Source organism: Stenotrophomonas sp. NRRL B-14846, assembly GCF_050473585.1.
Classification (GTDB): domain Bacteria; phylum Pseudomonadota; class Gammaproteobacteria; order Xanthomonadales; family Xanthomonadaceae; genus Stenotrophomonas.
In genome coordinates, this window is the sequence record NZ_JBFLUN010000022.1 from 2,027,743 (window position 1) to 2,052,076 (window position 24,334).

Annotated in this window: 23 protein-coding genes, 1 tRNA gene and 1 pseudogene; 13 read left to right on the forward strand and 12 right to left on the reverse strand. The window is 66.4% G+C overall.

The features are described 5' to 3' along the window. Positions 1–92: 92 nt before the first annotated feature. The 5 genes from AB1281_RS11605 (at position 93) to AB1281_RS11625 (ending at position 4,730) form a co-directional block, all read left to right on the forward strand. Positions 93–542: a hypothetical protein gene (locus AB1281_RS11605; protein ID WP_430345980.1), complete on the forward strand. Its 450-nt coding sequence runs from the start codon at positions 93–95 to the stop codon at positions 540–542. Positions 543–677: 135 nt separating this feature from the next. After that, positions 678–1,877 carry an efflux RND transporter periplasmic adaptor subunit gene (locus AB1281_RS11610; RefSeq protein WP_430345981.1) on the forward strand — a complete coding sequence of 400 codons (1,200 nt, stop codon included), beginning with the start codon at positions 678–680 and terminating at the stop codon, positions 1,875–1,877. Further along, positions 1,874–3,844, forward strand: coding sequence for a MacB family efflux pump subunit (locus AB1281_RS11615; RefSeq protein ID WP_430345982.1), 1,971 nt, complete (start codon positions 1,874–1,876; stop codon positions 3,842–3,844). Before AB1281_RS11610 ends, AB1281_RS11615 begins: the two co-directional genes overlap by 4 nt. Positions 3,845–3,935: 91 nt before the next feature. Next, on the forward strand, positions 3,936–4,322 hold the full coding sequence (locus AB1281_RS11620; protein ID WP_430345983.1) for a hypothetical protein: 387 nt from the start codon (positions 3,936–3,938) through the stop codon (positions 4,320–4,322). Positions 4,323–4,352: 30 nt separating this feature from the next. Then, the gene (locus tag AB1281_RS11625; protein ID WP_430345984.1) at positions 4,353–4,730 is read left to right on the forward strand and encodes an EF-hand domain-containing protein; all 378 of its coding nucleotides are present in this window, start codon (positions 4,353–4,355) and stop codon (positions 4,728–4,730) included. 128 nt (positions 4,731–4,858) lie between these two features. Here the strand turns inward: AB1281_RS11625 and AB1281_RS11630 are convergent, their stop codons facing one another. The 5 genes from AB1281_RS11630 to AB1281_RS11650 all read right to left on the reverse strand — a co-directional run bounded on the left by AB1281_RS11630 (position 4,859) and on the right by AB1281_RS11650 (position 8,940). Beyond that, positions 4,859–5,314: a hypothetical protein gene (locus AB1281_RS11630; RefSeq protein ID WP_075677543.1), complete on the reverse strand. Its 456-nt coding sequence runs from the start codon at positions 5,312–5,314 to the stop codon at positions 4,859–4,861. Between the two features lie 96 nt (positions 5,315–5,410). Continuing rightward, on the reverse strand, positions 5,411–6,736 hold the full coding sequence (locus AB1281_RS11635) for a Smlt3024 family type IV secretion system effector (RefSeq protein ID WP_430345985.1): 1,326 nt from the start codon (positions 6,734–6,736) through the stop codon (positions 5,411–5,413). Positions 6,737–6,758: 22 nt separating this feature from the next. After that, complete coding sequence (locus AB1281_RS11640) at positions 6,759–7,622, reverse strand: Smlt3025 familytype IV secretion system inhibitor (RefSeq protein WP_430345986.1); 864 nt, start codon at positions 7,620–7,622, stop codon at positions 6,759–6,761. A gap of 76 nt (positions 7,623–7,698) precedes the next feature. Beyond that, complete coding sequence (locus AB1281_RS11645) at positions 7,699–8,106, reverse strand: hypothetical protein (protein ID WP_430345987.1); 408 nt, start codon at positions 8,104–8,106, stop codon at positions 7,699–7,701. 486 nt (positions 8,107–8,592) lie between these two features. Then, complete coding sequence (locus tag AB1281_RS11650; protein WP_014037677.1) at positions 8,593–8,940, reverse strand: winged helix-turn-helix transcriptional regulator; 348 nt, start codon at positions 8,938–8,940, stop codon at positions 8,593–8,595. Positions 8,941–9,041: 101 nt separating this feature from the next. Here AB1281_RS11650 and AB1281_RS11655 point away from each other — a divergent pair, with 101 nt between their 5' ends. Further along, entirely contained in the window at positions 9,042–10,031 is a 990-nt protein-coding gene (locus AB1281_RS11655) for an MDR family oxidoreductase (RefSeq protein WP_430345988.1), read from the forward strand. A gap of 168 nt (positions 10,032–10,199) precedes the next feature. Further along, a complete protein-coding gene (locus tag AB1281_RS11660) occupies positions 10,200–10,520 on the forward strand; it encodes a hypothetical protein (RefSeq protein WP_049444348.1) in 321 nt (106 codons plus the stop codon). 38 nt (positions 10,521–10,558) lie between these two features. Here AB1281_RS11660 and AB1281_RS11665 read toward each other — a convergent pair whose 3' ends face one another. After that, positions 10,559–10,768: a hypothetical protein gene (locus tag AB1281_RS11665; protein WP_430345989.1), complete on the reverse strand. Its 210-nt coding sequence runs from the start codon at positions 10,766–10,768 to the stop codon at positions 10,559–10,561. 188 nt (positions 10,769–10,956) lie between these two features. Here AB1281_RS11665 and AB1281_RS11670 point away from each other — a divergent pair, with 188 nt between their 5' ends. Beyond that, complete coding sequence (locus AB1281_RS11670; RefSeq protein ID WP_430346999.1) at positions 10,957–13,710, forward strand: UvrD-helicase domain-containing protein; 2,754 nt, start codon at positions 10,957–10,959, stop codon at positions 13,708–13,710. A 587-nt stretch (positions 13,711–14,297) separates the two neighbouring features. Here the strand turns inward: AB1281_RS11670 and AB1281_RS11675 are convergent. Next, positions 14,298–14,387, reverse strand: a tRNA-Ser gene (locus tag AB1281_RS11675). 123 nt (positions 14,388–14,510) lie between these two features. Here AB1281_RS11675 and AB1281_RS11680 point away from each other — a divergent pair. Further along, on the forward strand, positions 14,511–15,584 hold the full coding sequence (locus AB1281_RS11680; RefSeq protein ID WP_430345990.1) for a DUF4241 domain-containing protein: 1,074 nt from the start codon (positions 14,511–14,513) through the stop codon (positions 15,582–15,584). A 55-nt stretch (positions 15,585–15,639) separates the two neighbouring features. On the opposite strand, the gene AB1281_RS11685 is transcribed toward AB1281_RS11680, so the two are convergent. Then, positions 15,640–16,632, reverse strand: a complete 993-nt coding sequence (locus AB1281_RS11685) for a LysR family transcriptional regulator (protein ID WP_005410175.1) — start codon at positions 16,630–16,632, stop codon at positions 15,640–15,642. 126 nt (positions 16,633–16,758) lie between these two features. On the opposite strand from AB1281_RS11685, the gene AB1281_RS11690 reads away from it, so the two are divergent. After that, a complete protein-coding gene (locus tag AB1281_RS11690) occupies positions 16,759–17,346 on the forward strand; it encodes an FMN-dependent NADH-azoreductase (protein WP_014037684.1) in 588 nt (195 codons plus the stop codon). A gap of 136 nt (positions 17,347–17,482) precedes the next feature. Beyond that, a pseudogene (locus tag AB1281_RS11695) lies at positions 17,483–17,608 on the forward strand (ligand-binding protein SH3); the annotation flags it as partial. 123 nt (positions 17,609–17,731) lie between these two features. Here AB1281_RS11695 and serS read toward each other — a convergent pair. Continuing rightward, positions 17,732–19,012: a serine--tRNA ligase gene (gene serS, locus AB1281_RS11700; RefSeq protein WP_006452392.1), complete on the reverse strand. Its 1,281-nt coding sequence runs from the start codon at positions 19,010–19,012 to the stop codon at positions 17,732–17,734. Positions 19,013–19,125: 113 nt separating this feature from the next. On the opposite strand from serS, the gene AB1281_RS11705 reads away from it, so the two are divergent. Both AB1281_RS11705 and AB1281_RS11710 read left to right on the forward strand, forming a co-directional pair. Beyond that, entirely contained in the window at positions 19,126–19,764 is a 639-nt protein-coding gene (locus AB1281_RS11705) for an energy transducer TonB (RefSeq protein ID WP_430345991.1), read from the forward strand. Between the two features lie 119 nt (positions 19,765–19,883). Continuing rightward, the gene (locus AB1281_RS11710) at positions 19,884–20,456 is read left to right on the forward strand and encodes an energy transducer TonB (protein ID WP_075677495.1); all 573 of its coding nucleotides are present in this window, start codon (positions 19,884–19,886) and stop codon (positions 20,454–20,456) included. A gap of 138 nt (positions 20,457–20,594) precedes the next feature. Here the strand turns inward: AB1281_RS11710 and aroA are convergent, their stop codons facing one another. From aroA to serC, 3 genes are all read right to left on the reverse strand, one after another. Further along, complete coding sequence (aroA, locus tag AB1281_RS11715; protein WP_430345992.1) at positions 20,595–21,902, reverse strand: 3-phosphoshikimate 1-carboxyvinyltransferase; 1,308 nt, start codon at positions 21,900–21,902, stop codon at positions 20,595–20,597. Between the two features lie 76 nt (positions 21,903–21,978). After that, positions 21,979–23,178, reverse strand: a complete 1,200-nt coding sequence (gene pheA, locus AB1281_RS11720; protein WP_014037689.1) for a prephenate dehydratase — start codon at positions 23,176–23,178, stop codon at positions 21,979–21,981. Positions 23,179–23,229: 51 nt separating this feature from the next. Then, a complete protein-coding gene (serC, locus tag AB1281_RS11725) occupies positions 23,230–24,315 on the reverse strand; it encodes a 3-phosphoserine/phosphohydroxythreonine transaminase (RefSeq protein ID WP_430345993.1) in 1,086 nt (361 codons plus the stop codon). Positions 24,316–24,334: the final 19 nt, after the last annotated feature.

Genomic DNA, 24,334 nt, shown 5'->3' on the forward strand with positions numbered 1-24,334 from the left:
GGAATGCGCCCAGCCTGACCGCCGCAGCGTGGAACTGCCGCGCGCACGCAGGCCGCGCGCGTGGGCTGGAACACTGGCCGCACTGGCTGCGGATGATTCCCGAACGCGAGCGGGCAAGCGTGCTGATCCGCCTGTTCGCCGCGCTGTTCCTGCTGCTCCCAGGCCTTGCGCTGGTGGCTTCCGCGTATCGGCACGCGCACGCAACGGCCACCGCCGTGGTGGTGTTCGTCGCCGTGCATGCCGCACTGCACATGCTGGCAGTGTGGCGGGGGGCTGCACCGCGCCCCGTTCCCCCGCTGCTGCGGACCCTGGATACGCATGCAGCCGCCGTGATGCTTGCTGCCACGTTGATGATCATCGCGATCATCGCCGCCACCGCAACGCTGCCGGTTGCGGTCTGCGCCGTGCTGCTGGTCGGCGCGTTGTGCCAGCTTTCGACTCTGCCCACGGCAACGCAACGCCTCCGCCACGTGCTGCTGGCGCTCGGCAGCATGCTCCAGTTCATCGCGATGGCACTGCTCACGCAGGGCGCCGCCTACTGACACGCCCGCACCTCCGCAAGGTTCACGCAATCTGGCGCACTGAGACTCGACGGCCATCCACGCCTGCCCTGCCGGCGTGCAATCCCATCTGTCGCGAGGACTCACGATGCCCTGTCTTTCCTGGATGCTGTGCCGATGAGCACCGCACCGCGCCACCGCCGCCGCGTGCTGATCATTGCTACTGCAGTCCTCTTCACCCTGTTGGCGCTCTTCGCGTGGCTCCGACCCGCACCGCCACCGCAACTGCAGTTGGCACCGGTCACCCGCGGCAACATCGAACAGGTCGTGGAAGCCACCGGAACACTGAAACCCTCGCGGTTGGTAAGCGTGGGCGCGCAGGTCTCCGGCCGCATCGAAACCCTGCATGTGAAGTTGGGGGACAAGGTAAAGGCGGGCGATCCAATTGCCGATATCGATTCGCGCACCCAGCGCAACGCGTTGTTGAGTGCGCAGGCGGCACAGCGCACCGCGCGCGCCAACCGCGACGCGCTGGCCACCGACCTGCGCCAGTACCAGCTGACCCTGCAACGCCAGCAGGCACTGGTTTCAAGGCAACTGGTCGCGCGCGCAGACTACGATGCGGCCAAGGCCAAGGTCGATGCCACCCGTGAACAGATCGCCGCGCTCGATGGCGAGGTGGTGCAGCGGCAGACCGATGTGGATGTGGCGCAGACCAACCTGGGCTACACCCGCATCACCGCGCCCACCGACGGCACCGTGCTGGCGGTGGTCGCGCGCCAAGGCCAGACCGTCAACGCGGTACAGAGCGCACCGACCATCGTGATGCTCGGCAACCAGGACGTGATGACCGTCTACGCTGAGATCTCCGAGGCCGACGTGGTCCACACCGCACTGGGACAGGAGGCGTTCTTCACCATCCTGGGTGACAGTGACCGACGTTACAGCAGCACGCTGCGCGACATCGCACCGGCACCGGAGTCGATCACCAACGAAGACACCTCCGGCTTCGCGTCCGCCAGCGCTTCGGCGGGCGCCAGCCGTACGGCCATGTACTACAACGGCCAGTTCGACGTGGACAACGCCGATGGCCGCCTGCGCAGCTACATGACCGCGCAGGTACGCATCGTGCTGGGGCGTGCCAGGGGCGTGCTGACCATTCCCTCGGCCGCGCTGGGTGCGCGTGCCGCCGACGGCAGCTACAGCGTGCAGGTGCGCGGCGCGGATGGCCACCCTGCCCCGCGACGCATCACCACCGGGCTGGACGACCAGATCAACGTGGAGGTACGCAGTGGCCTGCAGGAAGGCGAGCAGGTGGTACTGGCCCAGACCGGCGACGCTGTCGCCGCAGCCGCCGCAGCCGCCGCACAGCCATGATGGACACAGAGAAGGACACGCCGCTGCTGCGTGTGCGCGGCATCCGTCGCGAATTCGCAGCGGGCGAACAGACCCTGGTCGTGCTCGATGGCATCGACCTGGATATCCGCGCCGGTGAGCTGGTGGCCATCGTCGGCCAGTCCGGCTCGGGCAAGTCCACCCTGATGAACATCCTCGGCTGCCTGGACCGGCCCTCGTCCGGCGCGTATCAGATCGCCGGTCGCGAGACCGCGCAGATGTCGCCGGACGAGCTGGCCGAGCTGCGCCGCGAGCACTTCGGCTTCATCTTCCAGCGCTACCACCTGCTGACCGACCTGACCGCGCTGGGCAACGTGGAAGTGCCGGCCATCTACGCCGGCCAACCCAGCGCCGAACGCCATGCCCGCGCCCAGGCCCTGCTTCAGCGATTGGGCCTGGGCGAACGCATGCTGCATCTGCCCGGCGAGCTGTCCGGCGGGCAACAGCAGCGCGTGTCGATCGCGCGCGCGCTGATGAACGGCGGTGCGGTGATCTTCGCCGATGAACCCACCGGTGCGTTGGACACCCAGTCCGGCAAGGAGGTGATGAAGATCCTGGGCGAACTGCACGCCGAAGGCCATACGGTGGTGCTGGTCACCCATGACATGGCCGTGGCCGAACACGCGCAGCGCATCATCGAGATCCGCGATGGGCGCATCGTCGACGATCGCCCCACCGCTGCCGCCACAGGCGTCGCCCGCAGCATCGCGGCCACCCTGCAGGCACGCAGCGAAGGCACCGGCTGGCAGGCCATGCGTGATCGCTTCGGCGAAGCCTTCCGCATGGCCCTGCGCGCGATGAACGCGCACCGCATGCGCACCTTCCTGACCATGCTCGGCATCATCATCGGCATTGCCTCGGTGGTGTCGGTGGTCGCCCTGGGCACTGGCGCACGCCAGGCCATCCTGTCCAACATCGCTTCGCTGGGCACCACCACCATCGAGGTCTATCCGGGCTCCGGCTTCGGCGATGTGCACGCTGCACAGGTCGAGACCTTGACGCCCGGCGACAGCGCGGCGCTGGCCGGACAACCGTTCGTGGACAGCGCCACGCCCGGCGTCGCCAGCAGCGGCACCGCCCAGCGTGGCAACCGCTCGGCCAACGTGCAGATGCAGGGCGTGAGTGAGCAGTACTTCCGCGTGCACGGCCTGAAGCTTGGGCAAGGCCGCTTCTTTGGCCAGCCCGCCGTCGCTGGCTACCAGCAGGTGGTGGTGATCGATGCCAACACGCGTGCACGGTTCTTCGCCGCGCAGGAAGACCCGATCGGCCAGACCCTGCTGCTGGGCAATGTCCCGGTGCGGGTGGTGGGCGTGGTGAAGAAGGAAGCCGGCGCCGTGGGCGATGCCTCGCTGCTGCAGGTCTGGGTGCCCTACACCACCGCCATGGCGCGCATGCTGGGGCAGAGCCATGTGTCCAGCATCACCGTGCGGGTGTCCGACACCGTGGGCATGCAGGCCGCGGAGGCCGCCATCGACCGGCTGCTGGAGCGCCGGCATGGGCGGCGCGACTTCTACATGAGCAACAACGCGCAGATCCGCACGTCGATCGAGCAGACCACCCGCATCCTGACGCTGATGATCAGTTCCATTGCCGCCATCGCGCTGGTGGTGGGCGGCATCGGGGTGATGAACATCATGCTGGTGTCGGTGACCGAGCGCACCCGCGAGATCGGCGTGCGCATGGCCGTCGGCGCGCGCCGCAGCGACATCCTGCAGCAGTTCCTGATCGAGTCGGTACTGGTCTGCCTGCTCGGTGGCGTGCTCGGCATCGGCGTGGCGCTGGCGCTGGGGGCAGTGCTGGCACTGGCCGACATCGGCTTCTCGCTGGTGTTCTCGACAACCTCGATCCTGGCCGCGTTCGCCTGCAGCAGCCTGATCGGCATCGGCTTTGGTTTCCTGCCGGCGCGCCGTGCGGCGCAGCTGGACCCGGTAGAGGCGCTGGTGCGCTGAACGACAGGCGGCCAGCGCAGACGACTACAGGTTCGCGCAATGTCCGCACGCTGTACTGGCACGACCGACACAGCCGCACAGGAGCGGAACGATGTTTCAGAAGACAGGACGTACAGCGTTGCTGCTGGGTGCCGCACTGCAACTGCTGGTGCTGCTGCCCTACGCGGGCCAGGCTCACGCACAGTACCGCGATGGTTACCGCTCCGGCTGGGACCAGGGCTACCAGGACCGCCAGCGTGACGAATGGGAGCGCCGCGAACGCGAACGTGAGCGCGACCGGCGCGACGATGCCAAGGCCAAGCGCGTGGTGGTGGGCGTGGTCGGCGCAGCGATGGTGGCTGGCGTGATCGCCGCCGCGGCCAAGCGCGAGCGCGAGACCCGCGAGCGCGCCGACTACTGCATGAACCGCTACGGCAACTACGACCGCCGCAACGACACCTACCGCGGTTCGGATGGCTACAGCCATCCCTGCCGCTGACCTGCCCTGCATTCCAAAGGAACCAACCGCATGAACAAGACGCTGCTCATCATCGCGCTGTGCGCCGCACCGCTGATCGGCCACGCCGCCAGCGGCGACCCGAAGCAGGCCTATATCGACTCCAGCTTCGCCGTCATGGACAGCAACGGCGATGGCCACATCGACAAGGCCGAGTACGCGAAGTACCAGCAGGCACGCTTCAGCAGGCAGGCCGATTCCATCGACGCCGCGTTCAAGGAAATGGATGCCGACAAAGACGGGAAGATCAGCAGGAAGGAAGCCGCGGTGGTGCCGGAAATCGCGAAGTATTTCGCGGGGCTGGATACTGATGGCGATGGCTATCTGTCGCTGAAGGAGATGCAGCAGGCCATGGTGGCCGCGCAGACTGCGGATGCCCCGGCGAAGTAGCACCCCGGTACTGGATGCCACGTCGCATCGCTTTGGCAGGTGCCCACCCTGGTGGGCACGGCTCCGTCAGCGCGCGCGAGGGCCAGGATGCCCACCAAGGTGGGCATGTACCCGCCAGCGCGCGGGGCTCAGCGCACCTTGTACAGCACCGCCGCACCCGGGCGCGGCTCGAACGCCGGAACCGTCTGCTGGGTGAGGGCCGTGCCCTTGGCATCCCACACCAGCGTTTCCACCGGGTACTCATCCTTGCGGGTCATCTGGTCGATCTTGGCGACAACCACCGTCGCAGCAGCGGGCACCTCCGGATTCCAGCCAAATACGCCCACGCGGCCGTAGAACACCGCGGGTGCAGAGGCATCCAGGCGGCGGTCCGGGCACATCACCAGGCCACGGTCGAGCATGACGCGCAGCGCGCCCACCGGTACCTTCTTCACCGTAGGCGCCGTGCGCTCGGTGCTGTGGCCTGGGCAGACGTTGGCGGCGCGGGTGACCATGTCTTCGGCCACCTGCCGGTCGGATTGGGCGAAGGCCAGGGCCGGGGCCAGGCAGAGGCCCAGCAGGACAAGCGGGGACGTCCGGGTCATTGCAGGTTCCTGTGATGGATGCCAAGCGAACTTAGCAATGCCGGCGCACAGAGTTGCAAAGACCGCGTGAGGCAGGGGCTACGGCAGGCCGGGACCCTAGCCCATGCGCATGGCCGGGGTGTCGCGTGCCTGCACATCGATTTCCTGCTGATGGCGCTGCGCATGTGCCTGTTCACGATCCGCACCGACGGCCTGCAGCGCCTGCAGTGACTGCTCGACCGGTGTCTGCACCGCCCGGTCCGTGGGCATGGAGGCCCGCAGATGCGCCGGATCATTCAACTCGCCCTGCACCACGAACACATTGCGGCCGGCCGGGTGATCGGCGGTCTGGGCGCTCAGCAGCACATGGTCGGCACGTTCGAGCTGGTTGTGGCGCGCCAATGCCATGACGCTCGCCACGAGGCGCTCGCTGTTCTCATCGTGGGTACGTCCTGCGCTGGCATCGATCGCGGCCACGCCTTCGCGCACCTGCTGCATCAATGCGTACTCGCGATGGCCGGGACCAATGTCGGCCAGACGGGTCGGTGCCTGTGCGGGATCCGGCACGGCATCCACCGCTGCGGTAAGCGGGCTGCGGGTAATGGTCCGGTACGGGTCGTCCGGGTGGAACTGGGTCCGCTTCTCCTGCCGCTCCAGACGAACCTCGCGGGCGTCGTTGAGTTCGGCGATACGGGCAGGATCAGTGATCTCGCGCAGCGACATGTGACCGCCGCCTGCACTGACACTGGCCCACTTCCTGTCCGCTTCGAAGTACATCGCGTAATAGCTGCTGCCACCGATGACGTTCGGATCGACCGCCGAGCGGCCCTCCAGTGCCTGGGTGGCTTCCAGCACGCTCAACCGGGTCAGGTACTGCCCGCCCTTCGCCCATCCCATCTGGCTGATGGCATCGACGCTGGTGTTGCCTACGCGCGGCCCCCCGGCGTAGTCATTGTTGAGCATGTTGGTCCAGATCTGTTCCAACTTCTCGGGGCCGCTCTTCTGCTCGGCCGCCTCCAGCAGCACGCGCGGCGTCCAGCAGTTGGGATCAAGCTCATGCCGTTCAAATGCCCGGTCATGGGCCAGCATCACATCCTTGCCGGGAAGATTCAGTGCCAGGTTGGGACGCCCCTGCTCCATCCAGTACAAGCGTCGTTCCAGGTCCTGGCGCAGAAGCGTCTGCCCAAACATCTCCCATTGGCGCTCGCTCAGCTGCGCGTCGGGAAAGCCGGAGCCCTTGCCCTCCTGGTGCCGGGCATAGTCCTGTGCGTAGCTGTTTGCAACGCGGCCTGGCAGGCTGTCATTGCGAACAACACCCAGCGCAAGCGTCCCGTAGCCATCCGCATCCGGCAGCTGCGACAGATAGTTCCAGTACAACTCGCGGTTTCCGGCCTTGGCATAGCTGGCCAGAATCTTGAGATTCTCTTGCGTCAATCCGCCCATTGCCTGCTCCTGAATGCACTCATTACCGGACTCGGGAGCGCGCGAGGACATCCCGCACCGCATCTTCCATCCGCTTCCAGTCACCCAGGAAGGCCCGCTTGTAGTTCAGCGAGATGGAAAGCCTGTTCTCCACATCCGAGAAGTAGTGGAAGCAACCTGCCGCAGCTTGCCCTTGCTCACTGATGACCTGATCGCCCTGCAGGCGAACACCATCCCCCCGGAACGCCGTGCTTTCGCATTTGATGAATGTGGTCAGGCTGCCGTTGGGAGCGCGCGCGATGTACCAATCATCTTCAAAGGCAGGATTGCGGGTGGGCGGCTTTCCATATCGCGCCTGGTATTCCTTCGAGAAAATGACCATCTTTGTTTCGTCGATAGCGTAGGGCGTCAGGCCCAGGACGTCAGGCCGCGCAATCCGCAGATCGAGCCGATCCCGAGGATCCCTCCGCTCCACCGACCCCTCTTCAGTGGATGCCTGGTTGGAGGACAATCGCTCCAATGATGTTTCGATTGGCGCGCGATCGATGTAATCGATCGCCACGGCAATCTCCTTGCGGAAATCATTCGTACGCGGATTCGCCCGGGCACCCGGGGCCGTCGGCGTCATGTCCGGCCACTCGATGACCAGCGTCACGCCCTCGCCGGGCCACGGTGCGATCTGGCTGTCCAGGTAGTTGGCCGGAATGCGGAAGGTGTTCGGCCCCAGCTTCACGTCCACGGGGGCATCGGTATAGGTGTGACCGTTGATCGTGCGGCCGGTCTGGGTTGCGCCGGACATGGCGGGATTCCTTTCGTGTTCGGTGGACGGTGGCCGTGCGCACGCGCCGGCACTCGCTGCAACGGCAAGTGCGAGCGTCAGGCAACGGCCGGGGGACATCACGCGCATGGGCATTCCATTGCAGGGTTCCGGCGCCACTATAGGCAACTGGGCGTCAACGGAACAGGAACCGCATCGCAGCCCTTCACGGCACCAGGCAGCGTTCCACCTGCAGCGACAGCACCTGGCAGGCGTTGAACAGGCCCTCGACCACGGCTGCGGAGGGGCAGCAGGCAGGATCGTCATTCTCCCGTGCCACATGCGCGGCGTGCAGCACCGCGGTCAGCGCCGTGATGCCCGACGCGCTGCGGGTCGCCAGGGCCATGTCGAAGGCGCGGCCGGGGCTCAGGCACATTTCACTCCAGGCCTCACCATCGGCGCGCAGGTTCCTGCCGTGGCCTTTCAGGTGTGCAAAGAATGCCGATGGCGTGACGGGCTCGGCGGACTCGCGGAGCGCGTCCTCCAGCGTCTCGGCCAGGGCAGCGGGAAGATCGCGCACGGCGGCACCGAGCAGCGCGTGCAGACGGGGATGGTCGGGAAGACGTTCGGGCATGACGGCAACCTCACGATGTGGCCACCTGCAGATGCAAGGTGGCGGACGGTGCGGGTTGGCGTACCGGATACATGATGCAAGAAGCCGGCGGATCAAGAAATCCCCACGCACCGTCCGCCATGAACTGGCAGGCGATGCATTGTCACGGTTGCAACTCTGGCTGCAACCGTGACGCCGCGCATCATGTACGTTCGGGACGCCAATCCCGGCCACGGCGAATGCCTTGGCGCGGCCATGGTTGCCGCCCCGAACCGGCGATGAAAAGCAGGAAAATCCCGAGCGATCGCGCTGTTACGTTGGTTGCGTCAGCGGATGTCGAGTTGTCCATCGGCTGACGCGCTTCGCCCGGCAGACGACTCCCGCCAGCGTGCACTGCCCGGGCGCCCTATCCCGCCGTATACGACATGCACGCCGCCGCCAAAGACCCATCGGTGGAAGTGAGCGTTCGCGAAACCGGCATGCGGCATGTGCAACGCCGCTCAGCCTTCAGCTATCGCCCTGGGTACTCTGATAGCCGCGGTAGGTTTCACCCCACTCGCGCATGGCCAGCAGCACCGGCACCAGCGTGCGCCCGAACTCGGACAGCTCGTATTCCACCTTCGGCGGTACTTCCGGGTACACGTGGCGGATCACCACGCCGTCGGCTTCCAGCTCACGCAGCTGGCTGGTCAGCATGGACTGGGTGGCATTGGGCACCCGCCGCGTCAGTTCCATGAAACGCCGCTTGCCCGTCATCAGGTGAAAAAGAATGATCGGCTTCCACACGCCGCCGATCACCGACAGCGTGACTTCCACGGCACAACCGCTCTTGCCATCCCAACGCTTGCTACGCATGCATACTCCGGAAAACCATAGTACCTACGGAAAATCATCGTTCTTGTTGCGATAGAGGGGCGAGCCTAGCATGGCCTCATCCGGTGAATGTGAGCCCCTCCATGACGTTCAAAGCACTGCTCGCCCGCAAGACGAACAACCAGGTTTCGACCGAACTGGTCGATTTCGATGAGGCCGACCTGATGGACGGTGACGTCCTGGTGCAGGTCGAGTACTCCACGCTCAACTACAAGGATGCGCTTGCCCTCACCGGCAAGAGTCCGGTCATCCGGACGTTCCCGCTCATTCCCGGCATCGATCTGGCAGGCGTGGTGCTGGAATCCAGCAGGGCCGACTTCAAGCCAGGCGACCGCGTTGTGCTCAATGGCTGGGACCTGAGCATGAGCCACCACGGCGGCCTGGCACAGCGCGCCCGCGTGCGGGGTGAATGGCTCAACCGGATTCCCGGCAACCTGAGCACCCGCGACGCCATGGCCATCGGCACCGCTGGCTACACCGCCATGCTGTGCGTACTGGCCCTGGAACATGCCGGCGTGACGCCCGACAAGGGCGATGTGCTGGTGACCGGCGCCAACGGCGGTGTCGGCTCGATCGCGGTGGCGATCCTTTCAAAGCTGGGCTATCGCGTGGTGGCCGCTACCGGGCGCCCGGAGCATGCCGAGTATCTGCACAACCTGGGTGCGAGCGAAATCATCGACCGCGCGCAGCTTTCGGAACCGCGCGACCGGCCGGTGAGCGCCGAACGCTGGGCCGGCGTGGTGGATGTGGTCGGCGGCCCTACCCTGGTCAACGCGATCGCCGAGACCAAGTACCGCGGTGCCGTAGCCGCGTGCGGCCTGGCGCAGAGCGACGCGCTGCACGGCTCGGTGCTGCCGTTCATCCTGCGCAACGTGACCCTTGCGGGCGTGGATTCGGTGAACGCGCCGCAGGACGTTCGCCAGCGCGCGTGGGATCGCCTCGCTACCGACCTGGACCCGCAGAAGCTGGAAAGCACGGTGCAGCTGATCGGGCTTGCCGACGTGCTGGAGGTCTACGAGCAGATCATTCCGGGCAAAGTGCGTGGCCGGATTGTCGTGGATGTAAATGCCTGAGCGGATGACCGCAACGGGGCTCGATGGATGCGTGTAGATGGAGGGCTGCAACGCGCCCTCCATGCTGCAGCGAATGGTGAACCTGCCGTGAAACACACGGTGCGGCAGTGACCTTCGGCCATCGCCGGTCGCATACGCTCAGGCTCCCACCGCCGCTGGATCCTCGACATGCCAATGACCGCATTCGCGCTTGCCGCCGCACTTTCGGGCCTGCCTGACATCGACTGGGAGCGCCAGCGCGCCGAGGACGCGCACCAGCTCATGCTGTGCCAGATCCATCGCGATGAGTTGCAGCAGGCCGAGGGAAAGGACGACGCCTACCAGCGCGCAAAAGCAGTCTGCGACCTGCTGGCGCGGGACTACAGGAACAGGTGGGATTTCGACGCACAGGATGCACTGGCGGCATCGGCGGTGGATCTGGATGAGCTGATCCGGCGTGGCGACGCGGTTGAAGTACCCCCTGCAAAGCGGGACCGTGCCTACGAGTGATCCAGCAACTGCCGCGGACGTTGCAGGGTCCCAAACGCCTAAGGGATCCGATCCGGCGCCCGTGCCAAACGCAGGATCCCATCTGGCGGAATGACGGTGCCATCGTCCATCACGATCAGCAGGTCGGAGACTTCGCCCTCGTGCCCTTGCTTTGCGGTGGTCACCAGGATCCTCAATGGATCCGTCCGGATATCGTAGCCACCACCGACGTGCTTCAAGGTTCCCACGCGGTCCCAGTCGATTTGCATTACCTGCTCCTGGATCCAGGCGCGTCATGATGCCATGCGCCAGGCAATTGGGTGGGCCGCGATGGACGGCTCCCGGACGCACCCTGCCCGCGGGTGAAAGACCACATGCAGCGTCAAGGCCCCTTATCATGCGGGCTTAGGGGCTCTACATGCCCGGTTGACGCTTGCAAGGCAGTACCTGGATGTCTATGGAATGGCGCCCCTCGATCTGGGGCCAACGTGTGACTCGTTCGCCACACTGGTGGCTGCGGCTGGAGGGCGAAAGCATCGAGCTGAACGTCGCCGGCCAGCAGTACCGGCAACGCGTGGATGACGATCACAGCGCGCAGGTCATTCCCGGGCTTTTCTGGTCGCGGGTCGAGCTGCAGGCAGAAGGCGGCGCGCGGCTGTCGGTGGACGGGCTTGCCAACGCGCAGGCGTCCCGGCTTGCGGCGGCGCTGCAGCAGGTGCGCTTTGCGCGCACCACACGCGGGCGCAAGGCCTTGTTTGACACGATCCTGCAGCAGATCCAGGCGTGGTTGAGCGCCGCGGACGCCCTCATCGACCGCGGCAGTGCCGGCCGCCGCTGGATTACCCACGAGCAGCAGCAGGCGCTGCTGGCCGAGCGCTCGTCCCTGCCGCTGCAGTCGCCGGAGCTGGAGCAACTGTTCCTTGATGAAAGCGTGCATGGCGACCTGCATTCGCACAGCCATCGTGCTGCGCTGGATGCCTTGCACGACTGGCAGCTGGACTGGCCCGCCGCCTGGGCCGAGGCCAACGCCACCATGGCAACGCGTGAGCGGGTGCTGGCCAAGGACTTCCTGGACCGGGTCGAGAGCAGACCGCTGACCGAGGAACAGGCCCGCGCCGTCATCTGCTTCGACAACCGGGTGCAGGTCGTGGCCGCGGCCGGCTCGGGCAAGACCTCCACGATGGTCGCCAAGGCCGCTTATGCCATCGATCGCGGCCTTGTCGAACCCGAACGGATCGTGATGCTCGCCTTCAACAAGGACGCCGCCAAGGAGCTGGAAGCGCGCGCGCAGCGGTGCTTCGACCGGCTCGGCATGGGCGACACCGTGGTGGAAGCCCGGACCTTCCATGCCCTCGGCCTGGCCATCATTGCCAAAGCGACAGGGCGCAAGCCCGATATCCCGGAATGGGCGGTCGACGCAACGCTGGGCTTCAACAAGCTGGCCGAACTGGTGGACGACCTGAAGGACCGCTCGACCCACTTCCGCACCCAATGGGACATGTTCCGCCTGGTGTTCGGGCGCGACCTTCCGCCACTTGGTGCCGACATGATGGCCGATGGCTACGACCGCGATGGCACGCCCTACATCCGTACCCTGCAGGGTGAGCGGGTGAAGAGCCTGGAAGAGTGCGTCATCGCCGACTGGCTGTTCTACAACGGCGTGGCCTACGACTACGAGCGGCGCTACGAGTTCGATACCGCGACAGACACCCACCGCCAGTATCGTCCGGACTTCTACTATCCGGACGCCCAGCTGTATCACGAGCACTTTGCGCTGGATGCCGATGGCCAGCCGCCTAAGCACTTTGCCAACTACAGCGAAGGGATGCACTGGAAGCGCCGGCAGCATATGGCGCGCGGCACCGCCCTGGTCGAGACGACGTCGTTTGGCCTGCGCAGTGGACAGGCGCTGCACGATCTTGCGGAGCGGCTCGGCGCGTCTGATGTCGAGCTCGACCCGAACCCGGATCGCGAGCTGCCTGACCAGGGTGCCAAGCCGATGCCGGACGCGGACCTGATCGGCCTGATGCGCACCTTCATCGCCCATGCCAAGAGCAACTGCCTGACGCTGGACGATATGGCGGCGCGCCTGCGGCAGATGCCCGAGGATCACTTCAAGGAACGCTACCGGCGCTTCCTGGAGATCGCCGGGCCGGTTTTCCAGGCCTGGGACAATGCGCTGGCTGACGAGCGCAGCATCGACTTCGAGGACATGCTCAACATGGCGGCCGGCCTGCTGGAACAGGGCCACTATGAATCACCCTACGAACTGGTGATGGCCGACGAGTTCCAGGACGCATCGCGCGCCCGTGCGCGCCTCTGCCGTGCATTGGTCAGCCAACCGGGCCGCCATCTGTTCGCGGTGGGCGACGACTGGCAGTCGATCAATCGCTTCGCCGGTGCCGACGTTTCGGTGATGACCGGATTCCGCGAGTGGATGGGCCATGGCCAGGTGCTGAAACTGGAGCAGACGTTCCGTTGCCCGCAGGCACTGTGCGATGTGTCCAGCCGCTTCATCAGCCGCAACCCCGCGCAGATCGCCAAAGCAGTTCGCTCAGCTGCACCGGCGATGGGCCCGGTACTGCAGGCGTTCCAGATGAACCGGCGTGAGGAGGTGCAGGATGGTGTTCGCCAGTACCTCGCCAAGCTGCATCAGCAGCTGCTGTCCGGGGCCGTTCCACAAGGCCGCAACGGGCGTGTGACGGTCTTTGTTCTGGGGCGGTATCGCGCGGATCGCGGCGCAGTGCCTTCTGATTGGAAGACGGCCTTCGCCAGCACGATGGACATCGAGTTCCTGACCACACATCGATCGAAGGGACGCGAGGCGGACTACGTGATCCTGCCGGGCATGATCAACCGCAGCTTCCCGAGCCTGCGCGCGGATGATCCCGTGCTTTCGCTGGCAATGCCGGACGGCGATACCTATCCGCTGAGCGAAGAACGGCGCCTGTTCTATGTCGCGCTGACGCGTGCGCGACGATCGGTTGCGATGTTCACCCTGCAGGGCAAGCACTCGCCGTTCCTGGATGAGCTGGTGAAGGACGGCGCAGTGGAAGTGACCGCGATTTCAGGCGCGGCCATCCACGAAGAGCGCTGCCCGGTGTGCAAGGTGGGCGTGTTCGTGGACCGGAATGGGCCGCATGGGGCGTTCCGGTCGTGCTCCAGTTACCCGTCGTGCCATAACAAGCCGAAGGGTGGGCGTCGGGGATGAATGCATCCCGCCCGCTCCGCGCCACGGCGTTTCCGGAAACGAAAAAGCCCCGGCAGGACCGGGGCTTTTGTCTGGAGCGTGGCAAGGTTGCAGGGTATCGCAAGGTCCCCACACGTCCCCGCCGCGCCCTGCTACGGGATAATGCAGCCGTTCAGACGCAGGCATTGCATATAGTTCCGGGTGCAGATACTCAAGTTTGTACCTGACGCCTCGCATGCAATGTATTGGACCTCGCAGACGGAACAAGGGCCGGGGGCTTTCGCCGTGGCGCTGCCGATTCCAAAGGTCAACGCACAGGCCGCAACAGCAACAGAAAGCTTGAATCCAATCTTCATGCCATGACTCCGTTGGTCGCCCTCCTTGGGCATCCGAAGCCTAGCGCGGGTGTCTGGCACATTCAAATTGCCTGGCGCCAACGTCAGCGCTTGTGCACCTGGAACGATTACCGTCCTTCAATGAAGTAATTCCCTGTTGCCAGAGGAATGCATCGATTTATTCGTTCACCTGACCATAGTGGCCGGATGGCTGGTCAGCAAGGACCGTAGAAACAAAAAAGCCCCTGCTTCCAGGGGCTCCTCTGGACTTCTTGGCGGAGAGAGTGGGATTCGAACCCACGGAAGGTTTAACCCTTCGCCGGTTTTCAAGACCGGTGCCTTAAACCGCTCGGCCATCTCTCCAATCGGGTCCCGGTCGCCCGGGCAGCGGCGTATTCTCGCACGTGAAGGGCATTTGCCCAAGACCACCTTGCCCCTGCCCTCCGCATCCGGCACGGTGGGGCCTCCACCGCACTCGGAGCCGCCATGGCCCATCTCGATCTGGCCAACCTGCGCACCTGCCTGCTGGACGACACCCAGCTGGCCGCAGTGGCCCTGCATCGCACCTTCGCCGGGCACCTGCCGGTCAGCAGCGGGCAGCTGGTGGTCTGCGATCCGCTGGTCCAGGCCGAGGCGCCCGCGCTGGCCGACTACACCGCCCCGCTGGGCCGCCACCCGGTCGAGATCATCGTGCACAGCGGCCGCCCGGCGCTGGCCGTGGTCTGGTTCAAGCCGCGCCAGTCGCTCACCGCGTCCGCCCTGCACTGGCAGATGGCGCGCTGGACCACGCAGGACCTGACCGGCCTGGATGAGGACAGCTTCATCGGCTATCCGGTCGACGCCGGTATCGGTTGTTTCATGGACACCGACACCCAGCAGGCGCTGCTGGCCCTGATCGAACAGGCCGATGGCGACGAAGAGAGTGAATGGTCGGATGCACTGATCGATCACGATGGCCTGGATGAAGGCGCCGAGTACCGCCCCTGGGGCGAGGACTCGCCGCACGGCCTGGTGGTATTCACCAGTGGCTGGGGCGACGGTGTCTATCCCAGCTATTGGGCGCTGGATACGTCCGGCATACCGGTCGCCCTGGTCACCGATTTCCTGTGCATCGAGGGCGGTGATGGGCGCGACGAGCGCGAGATTGCCGATCAGGCCTATCGCGACAACCTGCCGCCTGCGGAAGCCGAGGCACTGGCGCGGCTGGTGGCCGCCGTGGAGCGCGATGACGCGGAGGCGCTGCGAGCCCTGCTGAAGGATGCGCCGCAGCGCGCCAACCAGATCGAACCGGGCTGTGGCGGCACCGCGCTGTTCGAGGCGATCCGCCTGGACCGTCCGCAGGCATTGCGGGTGCTGTTGCAGAACGGTGCATTGCCGGCGATGCCCGAGCGCCTGCACATGAGCAAGGTGACCAGCTATCTGGACTATGCGCGCTTCCTGAAGAAGCCACGCAGCGCGGAGCTGATGGCAGTGCTGGAAGCGCCCGTCGTTGCAGCCGAACCACCACCGGCCGCGCCGCGACGCCGTAGTTTCTGGGACCGGCTGTTCGGCCGGAAGTGATCGGCGCCGGAATACAGCAACGCCGGGCATGGCCCGGCGTTGCCGTTCAGCGCTCTCAGCCCGCGTCCACCGCCAACGCGCCCAGCGCGCTGGCCTTGATCCGCTCCTTGGCCTTTTCACAGGCGCCACCGCAATCCAGGCGCGAGGCCTCCAGCTGCGGCGGCAGGTGCTCGGCCAGGAAGTCGATGAACACGCGCACCGCCGGCAGCAGGCCACGGCGCGAGGCGAACACGGCATGGCACACACCCTGCGGCAGTGACCAGTCCGGCAGCACCACTTCCAGCTCGCCGTTGCGCACGGCGTCGGCGCACACGGTTTCCGGCAGCATGGTGATGCCGAAGCCGTCCTTCACCATGCTCTGCAGCAGCGGGAAGTCGAAGCCGGCCACGCGCGGCTGCAGGTCGACCCGGCGCACTTCGCCTTCCGGGCCATGCAGCTCCCAGCGCTGGCGGGCTTCGTCTTCGCTGATGCTGAGGGTGACATGCTGGGTCAGTTCTTCCGGATCCTTGGGGCGGCCGGCGCGGTCCAGGTACTTCGGGCTGGCCACCAGCAGTTCCTGCACCTGGCCGAAGCTGCGCATCACCAGGCTGCCGTCGTCGTCCAGGCGCGAACGCACGCGCAGGGCCACGTCGTAGCCTTCATTGATGATGTCCACGCGGCGGTTGCTGATGTTCAGCTGCAGCCGCACCTTCGGATACTGCTCGAGGAACTTGGGCAGCAGCTTGGGCAGCTGCATCTGCGCCAGCGACACCGGCACGCTGGCGCGCACCACGCCGCGCGGTTCGGCGCTGAGGCGGTCCACCACTTCGCGCGCGGCCTGGGCCTCGGCCAGCATCGTCTGCGCATGGCGGTGCACGCTGGTGCCGACGTCGGTGACCGCGAAACGGCGCGTGGAGCGCTGCAGCAGGCGCACGCCCAGGTCGGTTTCCAGCTGGCTGATGCGGCGGCTCAGGCGCGACTTGGGGATGCCCAAGGCGCGCTCGGCGGCGGCGAATCCGCCGTGGTCGACCACCATCGCGAAGTAGTACAGATCATTCAGGTCATGCATGCCCGAGTTCCATATCTAGAACAATACGTGGCATTCAACCACCTTTATCCCGTCTTTGCAACAACCTATCGTTCTCTCCGTCGGCGGGGCACCCCGCCCCTTCCTCCCAGAACATAGGTGACTGCCATGAAGCTTCTGCATCTCGACGCCAGCGTGCTTGGCGACAACTCCGTGTCCCGCCAGCTGTCGGCCGCCGTGGTCGCCCGCTTCACCGGCCAGATCGACGGCCTGCAGGTCGATTATCGCGATCTTGACGCCAATCCGGTACCGCATCTGCGCAGCAGCTCGCTGGCCAAGACCGACGCCGCCGAGGCGACCGACGCTGAACAGGTGATGCAGCAGTTCCTGGAGGCCGACATCGTGGTGATCGGCGCACCGATGTACAACTTCAGCATCCCGTCCACGCTGAAGGCCTGGATCGACCGCGTGGCCGTGGCCGGCCGCACCTTCAAGTACACCGAGAACGGCCCGGTCGGGCTGGCCGGTGGCAAGCGGGTGATCATCGCCAGCAGCCGCGGCGGCATCTACACCGACTCGCCGGCCGACTTCCAGGAGCCGTTCCTGCGCCAGGTGTTCGCCTTCATGGGCATCAACGAAGTCGAGTTCGTGCGCGCCGAAGGCATCGCCTACTCGCCGCAGCACCGTGAAGACGCCATTGCCGGCGCGCTGGCGGCACTGCCGTCGCACGCAGCGGATGAAGCCGTCGCGGCATAACGCGTTCCAACGTTCGGCGCCCCTCTCTCCTCGTCTGGGCGCTGAACGCGGGCCGGGATCCCCTCCCCCATCCCGGCCCACCCTGGCGGCCCCGCTCTGCGGGGCCGTTTTTTTGTGAGCGCGCTACGCTGGGGCCATGGACTACATCGTGACGGCTGCGCACCGCAGCGAATTTCCACACCCGATCACCCTGCGCCGCGGCCAGGCGCTGGTGGTGGGCGAACGTTATGAAGGCCCGGAGGGCTGGGACGACTGGTTCCTGGCATGGCGTGGATCTACCGGGTCATCGGTGAATTCATGCCGGGCACGTGCAACACCCTCCAGTAGATCCACGCCATGCGTGGATTCGGTGCCATGCAAGCATGGCACCCACCCGATCAGGGAATCAGGCGATGGTTTCCAGGCCACCCATGTACGGGCGCAGGGCCTCTGGCACGGTGATGCTGCCGTCGGCGTTCTGGTAGTTCTCCATCACCGCGATCATCGCGCGGCCAACGGCCACGCCCGAGCCGTTCAGCGTGTGCGCCAGCTCCGGCTTGCCGGTGGCCGGGTTGCGCCAGCGGGCCTGCATGCGGCGGGCCTGGAAGTCACCACAGTTCGAGCACGAGGAGATCTCGCGGTAGGTCTCCTGCGACGGCAGCCAGACTTCCAGGTCGTAGGTCTTGATGGCCGAGAAGCCCATGTCGCCGGTGCACAGCAGCACCTTGCGGTACGGCAGGCCCAGCTTTTCCAGCACCACTTCGGCGCAGCGGGTCATGCGCTGGTGTTCGGCGTCGCTGTCTTCCGGGCGGCTGATCGAGACCAGCTCGACCTTCTCGAACTGGTGCTGGCGGATCATGCCGCGCACGTCGCGGCCGCCGCTGCCGGCTTCGGCGCGGAAGCACATCGAGTGGGCGGTCATGCGCAGCGGCAGGCGCTCGGCGTCGACGATCTCGTCGCGCACGATGTTGGTCAGCGGCACTTCCGAGGTCGGGATCAGGTAACGCGTGGAGTCGCCCACGGCGGTCTTGAACAGGTCGTCCTCGAACTTCGGCAGCTGGCTGGTACCGCGCAGCGAGTCGGCGTTGACCAGCAGCGGCACGTTGGTTTCCTCGTAGCCGTGCTCGCCGGTGTGCAGGTCGACCATGAACTGGGCCAGGGCGCGGTGCAGGCGTGCGATCGGGCCGCGCAGCACGGTGAAGCGCGAACCGGACAGCTTGGCCGCGGTCTCGCCGTCCAGCCAGCCGTTGCGGGCGCCCAGTTCAACGTGGTCGAGCACCTTGAAATCGAACTGGCGCGGGGTGCCCCAGCGCGCCTGCTCGACGTTGTCGTTCTCGTCGGCACCGGCCGGCACGTCATCGGCCGGCAGGTTCGGAATGCCCATCGAGATCGCTTCGATCTTCTCGCGCAGCTCGTCCAGCGCCACTTCCGAAGCCTTCAGCTCGTCGGCGAAGGCAGCGACCTCGGCCATGATGGCCGAGACGTCCTCGCCCTTGGCCTTGGCCTGGCCGATGGCCTTGGAACGGCTGTTGCGCAGGCTCTGCAGCTCCTGGGTCCGCACCTGGATGCGCTTGCGATCAGCCTCCAGGGACTCCAGGGCAGACACGTCGAGCTCGAAGCCGCGGCTGGTGCGCAGGCGTTCGGCGAGGTCGGCGGGCTGGTGGCGGAGCAGGGCTGGATCAAGCATGGCAGGTGTCGTGGTGGGTATCAGGGATGGGATTATCGCTTGTTATACGGATTTCTGCCGCCCGGTTCATTCCTGGCGTGGCAGAATCGGGCTATTCCGTACTGGTCCGGTCCATGTCTGCACCCCGCTCGTCGTCCGCCAAGTCGTTCACTGTGCATATCCCGCGCAACGCCCTGAAGATCGCCGGCATCGCCTTCGGCGTGGGCGTGCTGCTGTTCGTACTGGTCTGGTTGACCGGCCGCGACAAGGAGTTCTTCCGTGCCGACCCGGCCGCGCAGACCCCGCAGGAGACCGCGCAGGTGGAACCGCTGCCGGAACCGCTGGCCGCAGCCGCAGGCTCCAGCGACATGCCCGACGCCAAGCCGGCCCCGGTAGAGGACGACGCCCCGAAGCTGGTCGAAATCGCCCCGCCACCGCCGGCGCCCATCGCTGAACCGGCCCCGGCCGCGCCGGCCCCTGCGCCGGCCGCCACCGGCAACAGCCAGCCGATGCCGATTGCCGGCCAGTCGCCGCCGCCGGCCTACCCGGCCGCCGCGCTGCGCGCCGGCGAAACCGGCAGCGTGGTGGTGCGCGTGGACGTGGATGCCACCGGCTACCCGAACAATGCCACCGTGATCCAGCGCAGCGGCTCACGCGAGCTCGACCGTGCCGCCACCGACGCCGTGCGCCGCTGGCGCTTCACCCCGGCACAGAGCAACGGCCAGCCCGTGCCTGGCAGCATTGAAGTGCCGTTCGACTTCAAGACCCAGTAACTGAACGTTTCCCGGCAGGCAAACTGAACCCTGCCGGTCGCGTTGACGCAACGCTGACACTTCCCGCCACTGGCCCGCGCAACACTCTCCCCGTCGTCCATTGACGGAAGGAGTTTGCGATGACCGCCACCACCCACGAAGACCTTCATTCGCCGCAGCTGCAGCAGGATGCCAGCGAACAGCACAAGCCCACGTCGCCCTGGATGTGGATCGCGCTGATCGTGGCGATGTTTGCCGCCGCCCTGCTCTGGCTGCGTCATTCGAACCAGGAAGACGTGGCGCCGGCACCGGTCGGCGAGCGCATGCTGCCCGCCCCCGAGCAGGCGCCGGTCGCCGACGCGCAGGAGCCCGCTGCCCGCCAGGCCGCACCGGCCGGCAGCCAGCACAAAGCCGCCCCCGCAGTACGCAATCGCGAGGCGCGCCCGCTGGCAGGCAACAGCAAGCCGACCTACCCCGCTGCCGCGCTGCGCAACGGCGTGCAGGGCAGCGTGATCGCCAGCCTGAATGTCGATACCCGTGGCCAGGTGACCAATGCCGCGATTGTTTCGCGCAGCGGCGAACGCAGCCGTGACCTGGATCGTGCGGTGCTGAGCGCCGTGCAGAACTGGAAGTTCCAGCCGGCGATGCATGAAGGCCGTGCAGTGGCCAGTGTGGTGCGGGTTCCGGTGGATTTCCGTACCGAACAGCGTTGATCGCGGACGAGGGGTTCGTGATGTTTAGACGGAGGCTTCGGCCTCCGTCCTTTTATGCGAAGAAGCGTGTTATGCGGAGAAGCGTGCCAACCAAGGTTGGCACCTACCGAGTTGCGTCATCCGCCGGGCGTGGCCTTTTCAGGCCAGGTTGAATCCGGCGCTGCGCGCCACGCCATCGAAGTCCGGGAAGGACGTGGCGACGTTGGCGATGTCGTTGATGCGCACTTCGCCGTCACTGATCTGGCCGGCGATGGCGAATGCCATGGCGATGCGATGGTCACCGTGGCTTTCGATGGTGCCGCTGCCCAGGCGCACGCCGCCGTGCAGGGTGGCGCCGTCTTCGGTTTCGTCCACCTGCATGCCCAGCGCGCGCAGGCCGGTGGCCATCGCCGCAAGGCGGTCGGATTCCTTCACCCGCAGTTCGGCGGCACCGCTCACCACGGTCTGGCCTTCGGCGGCGGCGGCGGCCACGAACAGCGCCGGGAACTCGTCGATCATGTCCGGCACCAGTGCTTCCGGAATGCGCGCGCCCTTAAGCGGGGCATAGCGCACCACCAGGTCGGCCACCGGCTCACCGCCCTGCTCGGCCGGATTCTCTTCGGTGATGTCGGCCCCCATCAGGCGCAGCGCGTGCAGCAGGCCGGTGCGGCGCGGATTCAGGCCGACCTGCTTCAGGCGCAGCTCGGAGCCGGGAATGATGCTGGCGGCCACCAGATAGAACGCAGCCGAGGAGAAGTCGGCCGGCACCACGATATCCGTGGCGCGCAGGCGCTGGCCGCCACGCAGGCGGGCCTTGCCCGGCGAGAATTCGATGTCCACGCCGAACGCGGACAGCATGCGCTCGGTGTAATCGCGGGTCGGGTACGGTTCCAGTACGCTGGTTTCGCCCTGCGCATACAGGCCGGCCAGCAGCACCGCCGACTTGATCTGCGCGCTGGCCACCGGCGAAGCGAAGTCGATGCCGTGCAGCGTCTGACCACCATGCACGTGCAGCGGCGGCGTGCCATCGCTCTCCGTATCGATCTTCGCGCCCATCTGCGACAGCGGGCCGGTCACGCGGCGCATCGGGCGGCCGGACAGCGACTCGTCGCCGATCAGCGTGCAGTCGAACGCCTGGCCCGCCAGCAGACCGGCCAACAGGCGCATGCCGGTACCGGCATTGCCGCAGTCCAGCGGTGCATCCGGTGCTTTCAGGCCGTCGATACCCACACCATGCACGATGCGCTGCGACGGGCTGGGGGTCTCGATGCGCACGCCCAACTGGCTGAAGATGCGCGCGGTGGCACGAGTGTCTTCGCCTTCCAGGAAGCCTTCGATATGCGAAGTGCCATCGGCCAGCGCGGCGAACATCACCGAGCGGTGCGAGACCGACTTGTCGCCGGGAATGGTCAGGCTGCCCTGCAGCGGCTGGCCCTTGCGGGCGATCCAGTGTTGCGCGTTGCTCATCGTTCGATCGTTCCGTAAACGCCGGCAGCGCCGGCGATGCATCAGGGAGCGGCGGCCATGGCCGCCGCGGCAGCACTCAGGGCACGGCCACCGGATAGGAGCCCAGCACCTTGATCTGCGCCGAGTGCGCTTCCAGTTCAGCCAGCGCGGCCTGCATCGGCGCGTCGTCGATGTGGCCGGCCAGGTCGATGAAGAAGCCGTATTCCCACTTGCCGTGGTGCGACGGCCGCGACTCGATGCGGTTCATGCTGATGCCGTGGCGGGCGAACGGGCTGAGCACGTCGAACAGCGCACCGGGCTTGTCATGGATGAACACCAGCACCGAGGTGCGATCGTGGCCGGAGGTCGGGAAGATGTTGCGGCCCACCACCAGGAAGCGGGTGGTGTTGTCGGCATCGTTCTGGATCGGCTTGGTGACCACCTTCTTCAGGCCGTACACGTGGCCGGCACTCTCGCCACCGATGGCCGCCGCATCATCGGCGTTGCGCGCACGACGCGCTCCCTCGGCATTGCTCGAGACCGGAATCTTCTCGGCCTTCGGCAGGTTGGCGCGCAGCCATGCCGAGGTCTGCATGAACGACTGCGGATGCGCGTAGATGCGCTCGATGTCCTCGATGCGGCCACTGCGCGACATCAGGTACTGCTGCACGCGCAGTTCCACTTCGCCACAGATCTTCAGGTTGGAGGTCAGGAACATGTCCAGGGTGATCTGGATGGTGCCCTGCCCCGAATTCTCCACCGGCACCACGCCGAAATCGGCGTTGCCCGCTTCTACTTCCTGGAACACTTCCTCGATGCTGGCCATCGGCAGGCCCAGCGCGGAGCGGCCGAAGTGCTTGAGCACCGCCTGCTGGCTGAAGGTGCCTTCCGGGCCGAGGTAGCCGATCTTCAGCGGCTCCTGCTGGGCCAGGCAGGCCGACATGATCTCGCGGTAGACATGCACCAGCAGCTCATCACTGAGCGGGCCCTCATTCCGGTCCACCACCATGCGCAGCACCTGCGCTTCGCGCTCGGGGCGGTAGTAGTCGACGGCGGCGGCGAGCTTGCCCTTGGCCTTGCCAACCTGGTGGGCGAAACGCGCGCGCTCGGCGATCAGGCTCTGGATGTCGCGGTCGATCTGGTCGATCTTCGAACGCACATCGGCCAGCGCCAGCGGCGCCAGGGTGGGTGCCGGGTTCGAAGCGGCCTTGGCCTTGCCCTTCGCCTTGGTGGGCGCGCTGTCCTTGGCCGGCTCGGCCTTCTTCGGCGCCTTCTTGCTGGATTTGCTGCTTGCCATCGGAATTCCTTGTTGCGGGGCACGCACCCGACGGTGCGCGCCGTTCATTGCTCAACCGTGACGCTGCTGGAAATCGGCCATGAAGGCGACCAGCGCCTCGGCCCCGGCCAGCGGCATGGCGTTGTACAGCGAGGCTCGGATGCCCCCGACCACCTTGTGCCCCTTCAGCGCCAGCAGGCCGGCAGCCTTGGCTTCGGCGACGAAGCGGGCATCAAGCTCGGCATCGGGCAGGAAGAACGGGATGTTCATCCGCGAGCGTGCCGCGTGTGCGACCTCGTTGCGATAGAAGCCGCCGGAACCATCGATGGCGCCATATACCAGCGCGGCCTTGGCGGCATTACGCCTGGCGAACTCGGCCACGCCACCTTCGGCCAGCATCCACTTGAACACCAGGCCGGCCAGGTACCAGTTCCAGGTCGGCGGGGTGTTGAGCATCGAATCGCGGGCGACATGCGAGCGGTAGTCGAAGATGTCCGCGCGCGGCTGGCCGCTGCGCTCGAGCAGGTCGCGGCGGATGATCATCACCGCGATGCCGACCGGGCCCAGGTTCTTCTGCGCCCCGGCATAGATCACGCCGTAGCGGCGCACGTCCAGCGGCTCGCTGGCGATGGACGAGCTGAAATCGGCGATCAACGGGACGTTGCCGGTATCGGGCACATCACGGAACTCGACGCCGTGGATGGTCTCGTTGGCGGTGATGTGCACGTAGGCGGCATCGGGTGACAGCTGCCAGTCGGCACGCGGCGGCAGCGTGCGGTAGCCATCGGCCTCGCTGCTGGCGGCAATGTTGACGTCGACGTAGACACCGGCCTGCTTGATCGCGGTCTTGCCCCAGTGGCCACTGACCACGTAGTCGGCGCGCTGACCGGGGGCGGCGAAGTTGAGCGGGATCAGCGCCTGCTGGGTGGTGGCACCACCGGACAGGAACAGCACCGCATAGTCTTCGGGGATATCGAGCAGGCGACGCAGGTCGGCCTCGGCCTCGGCGGCCACGGACATGAACTCCGCACCGCGATGGCTCATTTCCACGATCGAGGCACCGGTATCGTGCCAGTCCAGCATTTCCGCCTGCGCCTGGCGCAGGACCGATTCCGGCAAGGTTGCAGGGCCGGCACTGAAGTTGAACGCGCGCGTCATGTCACACCTGTGGGGCAAG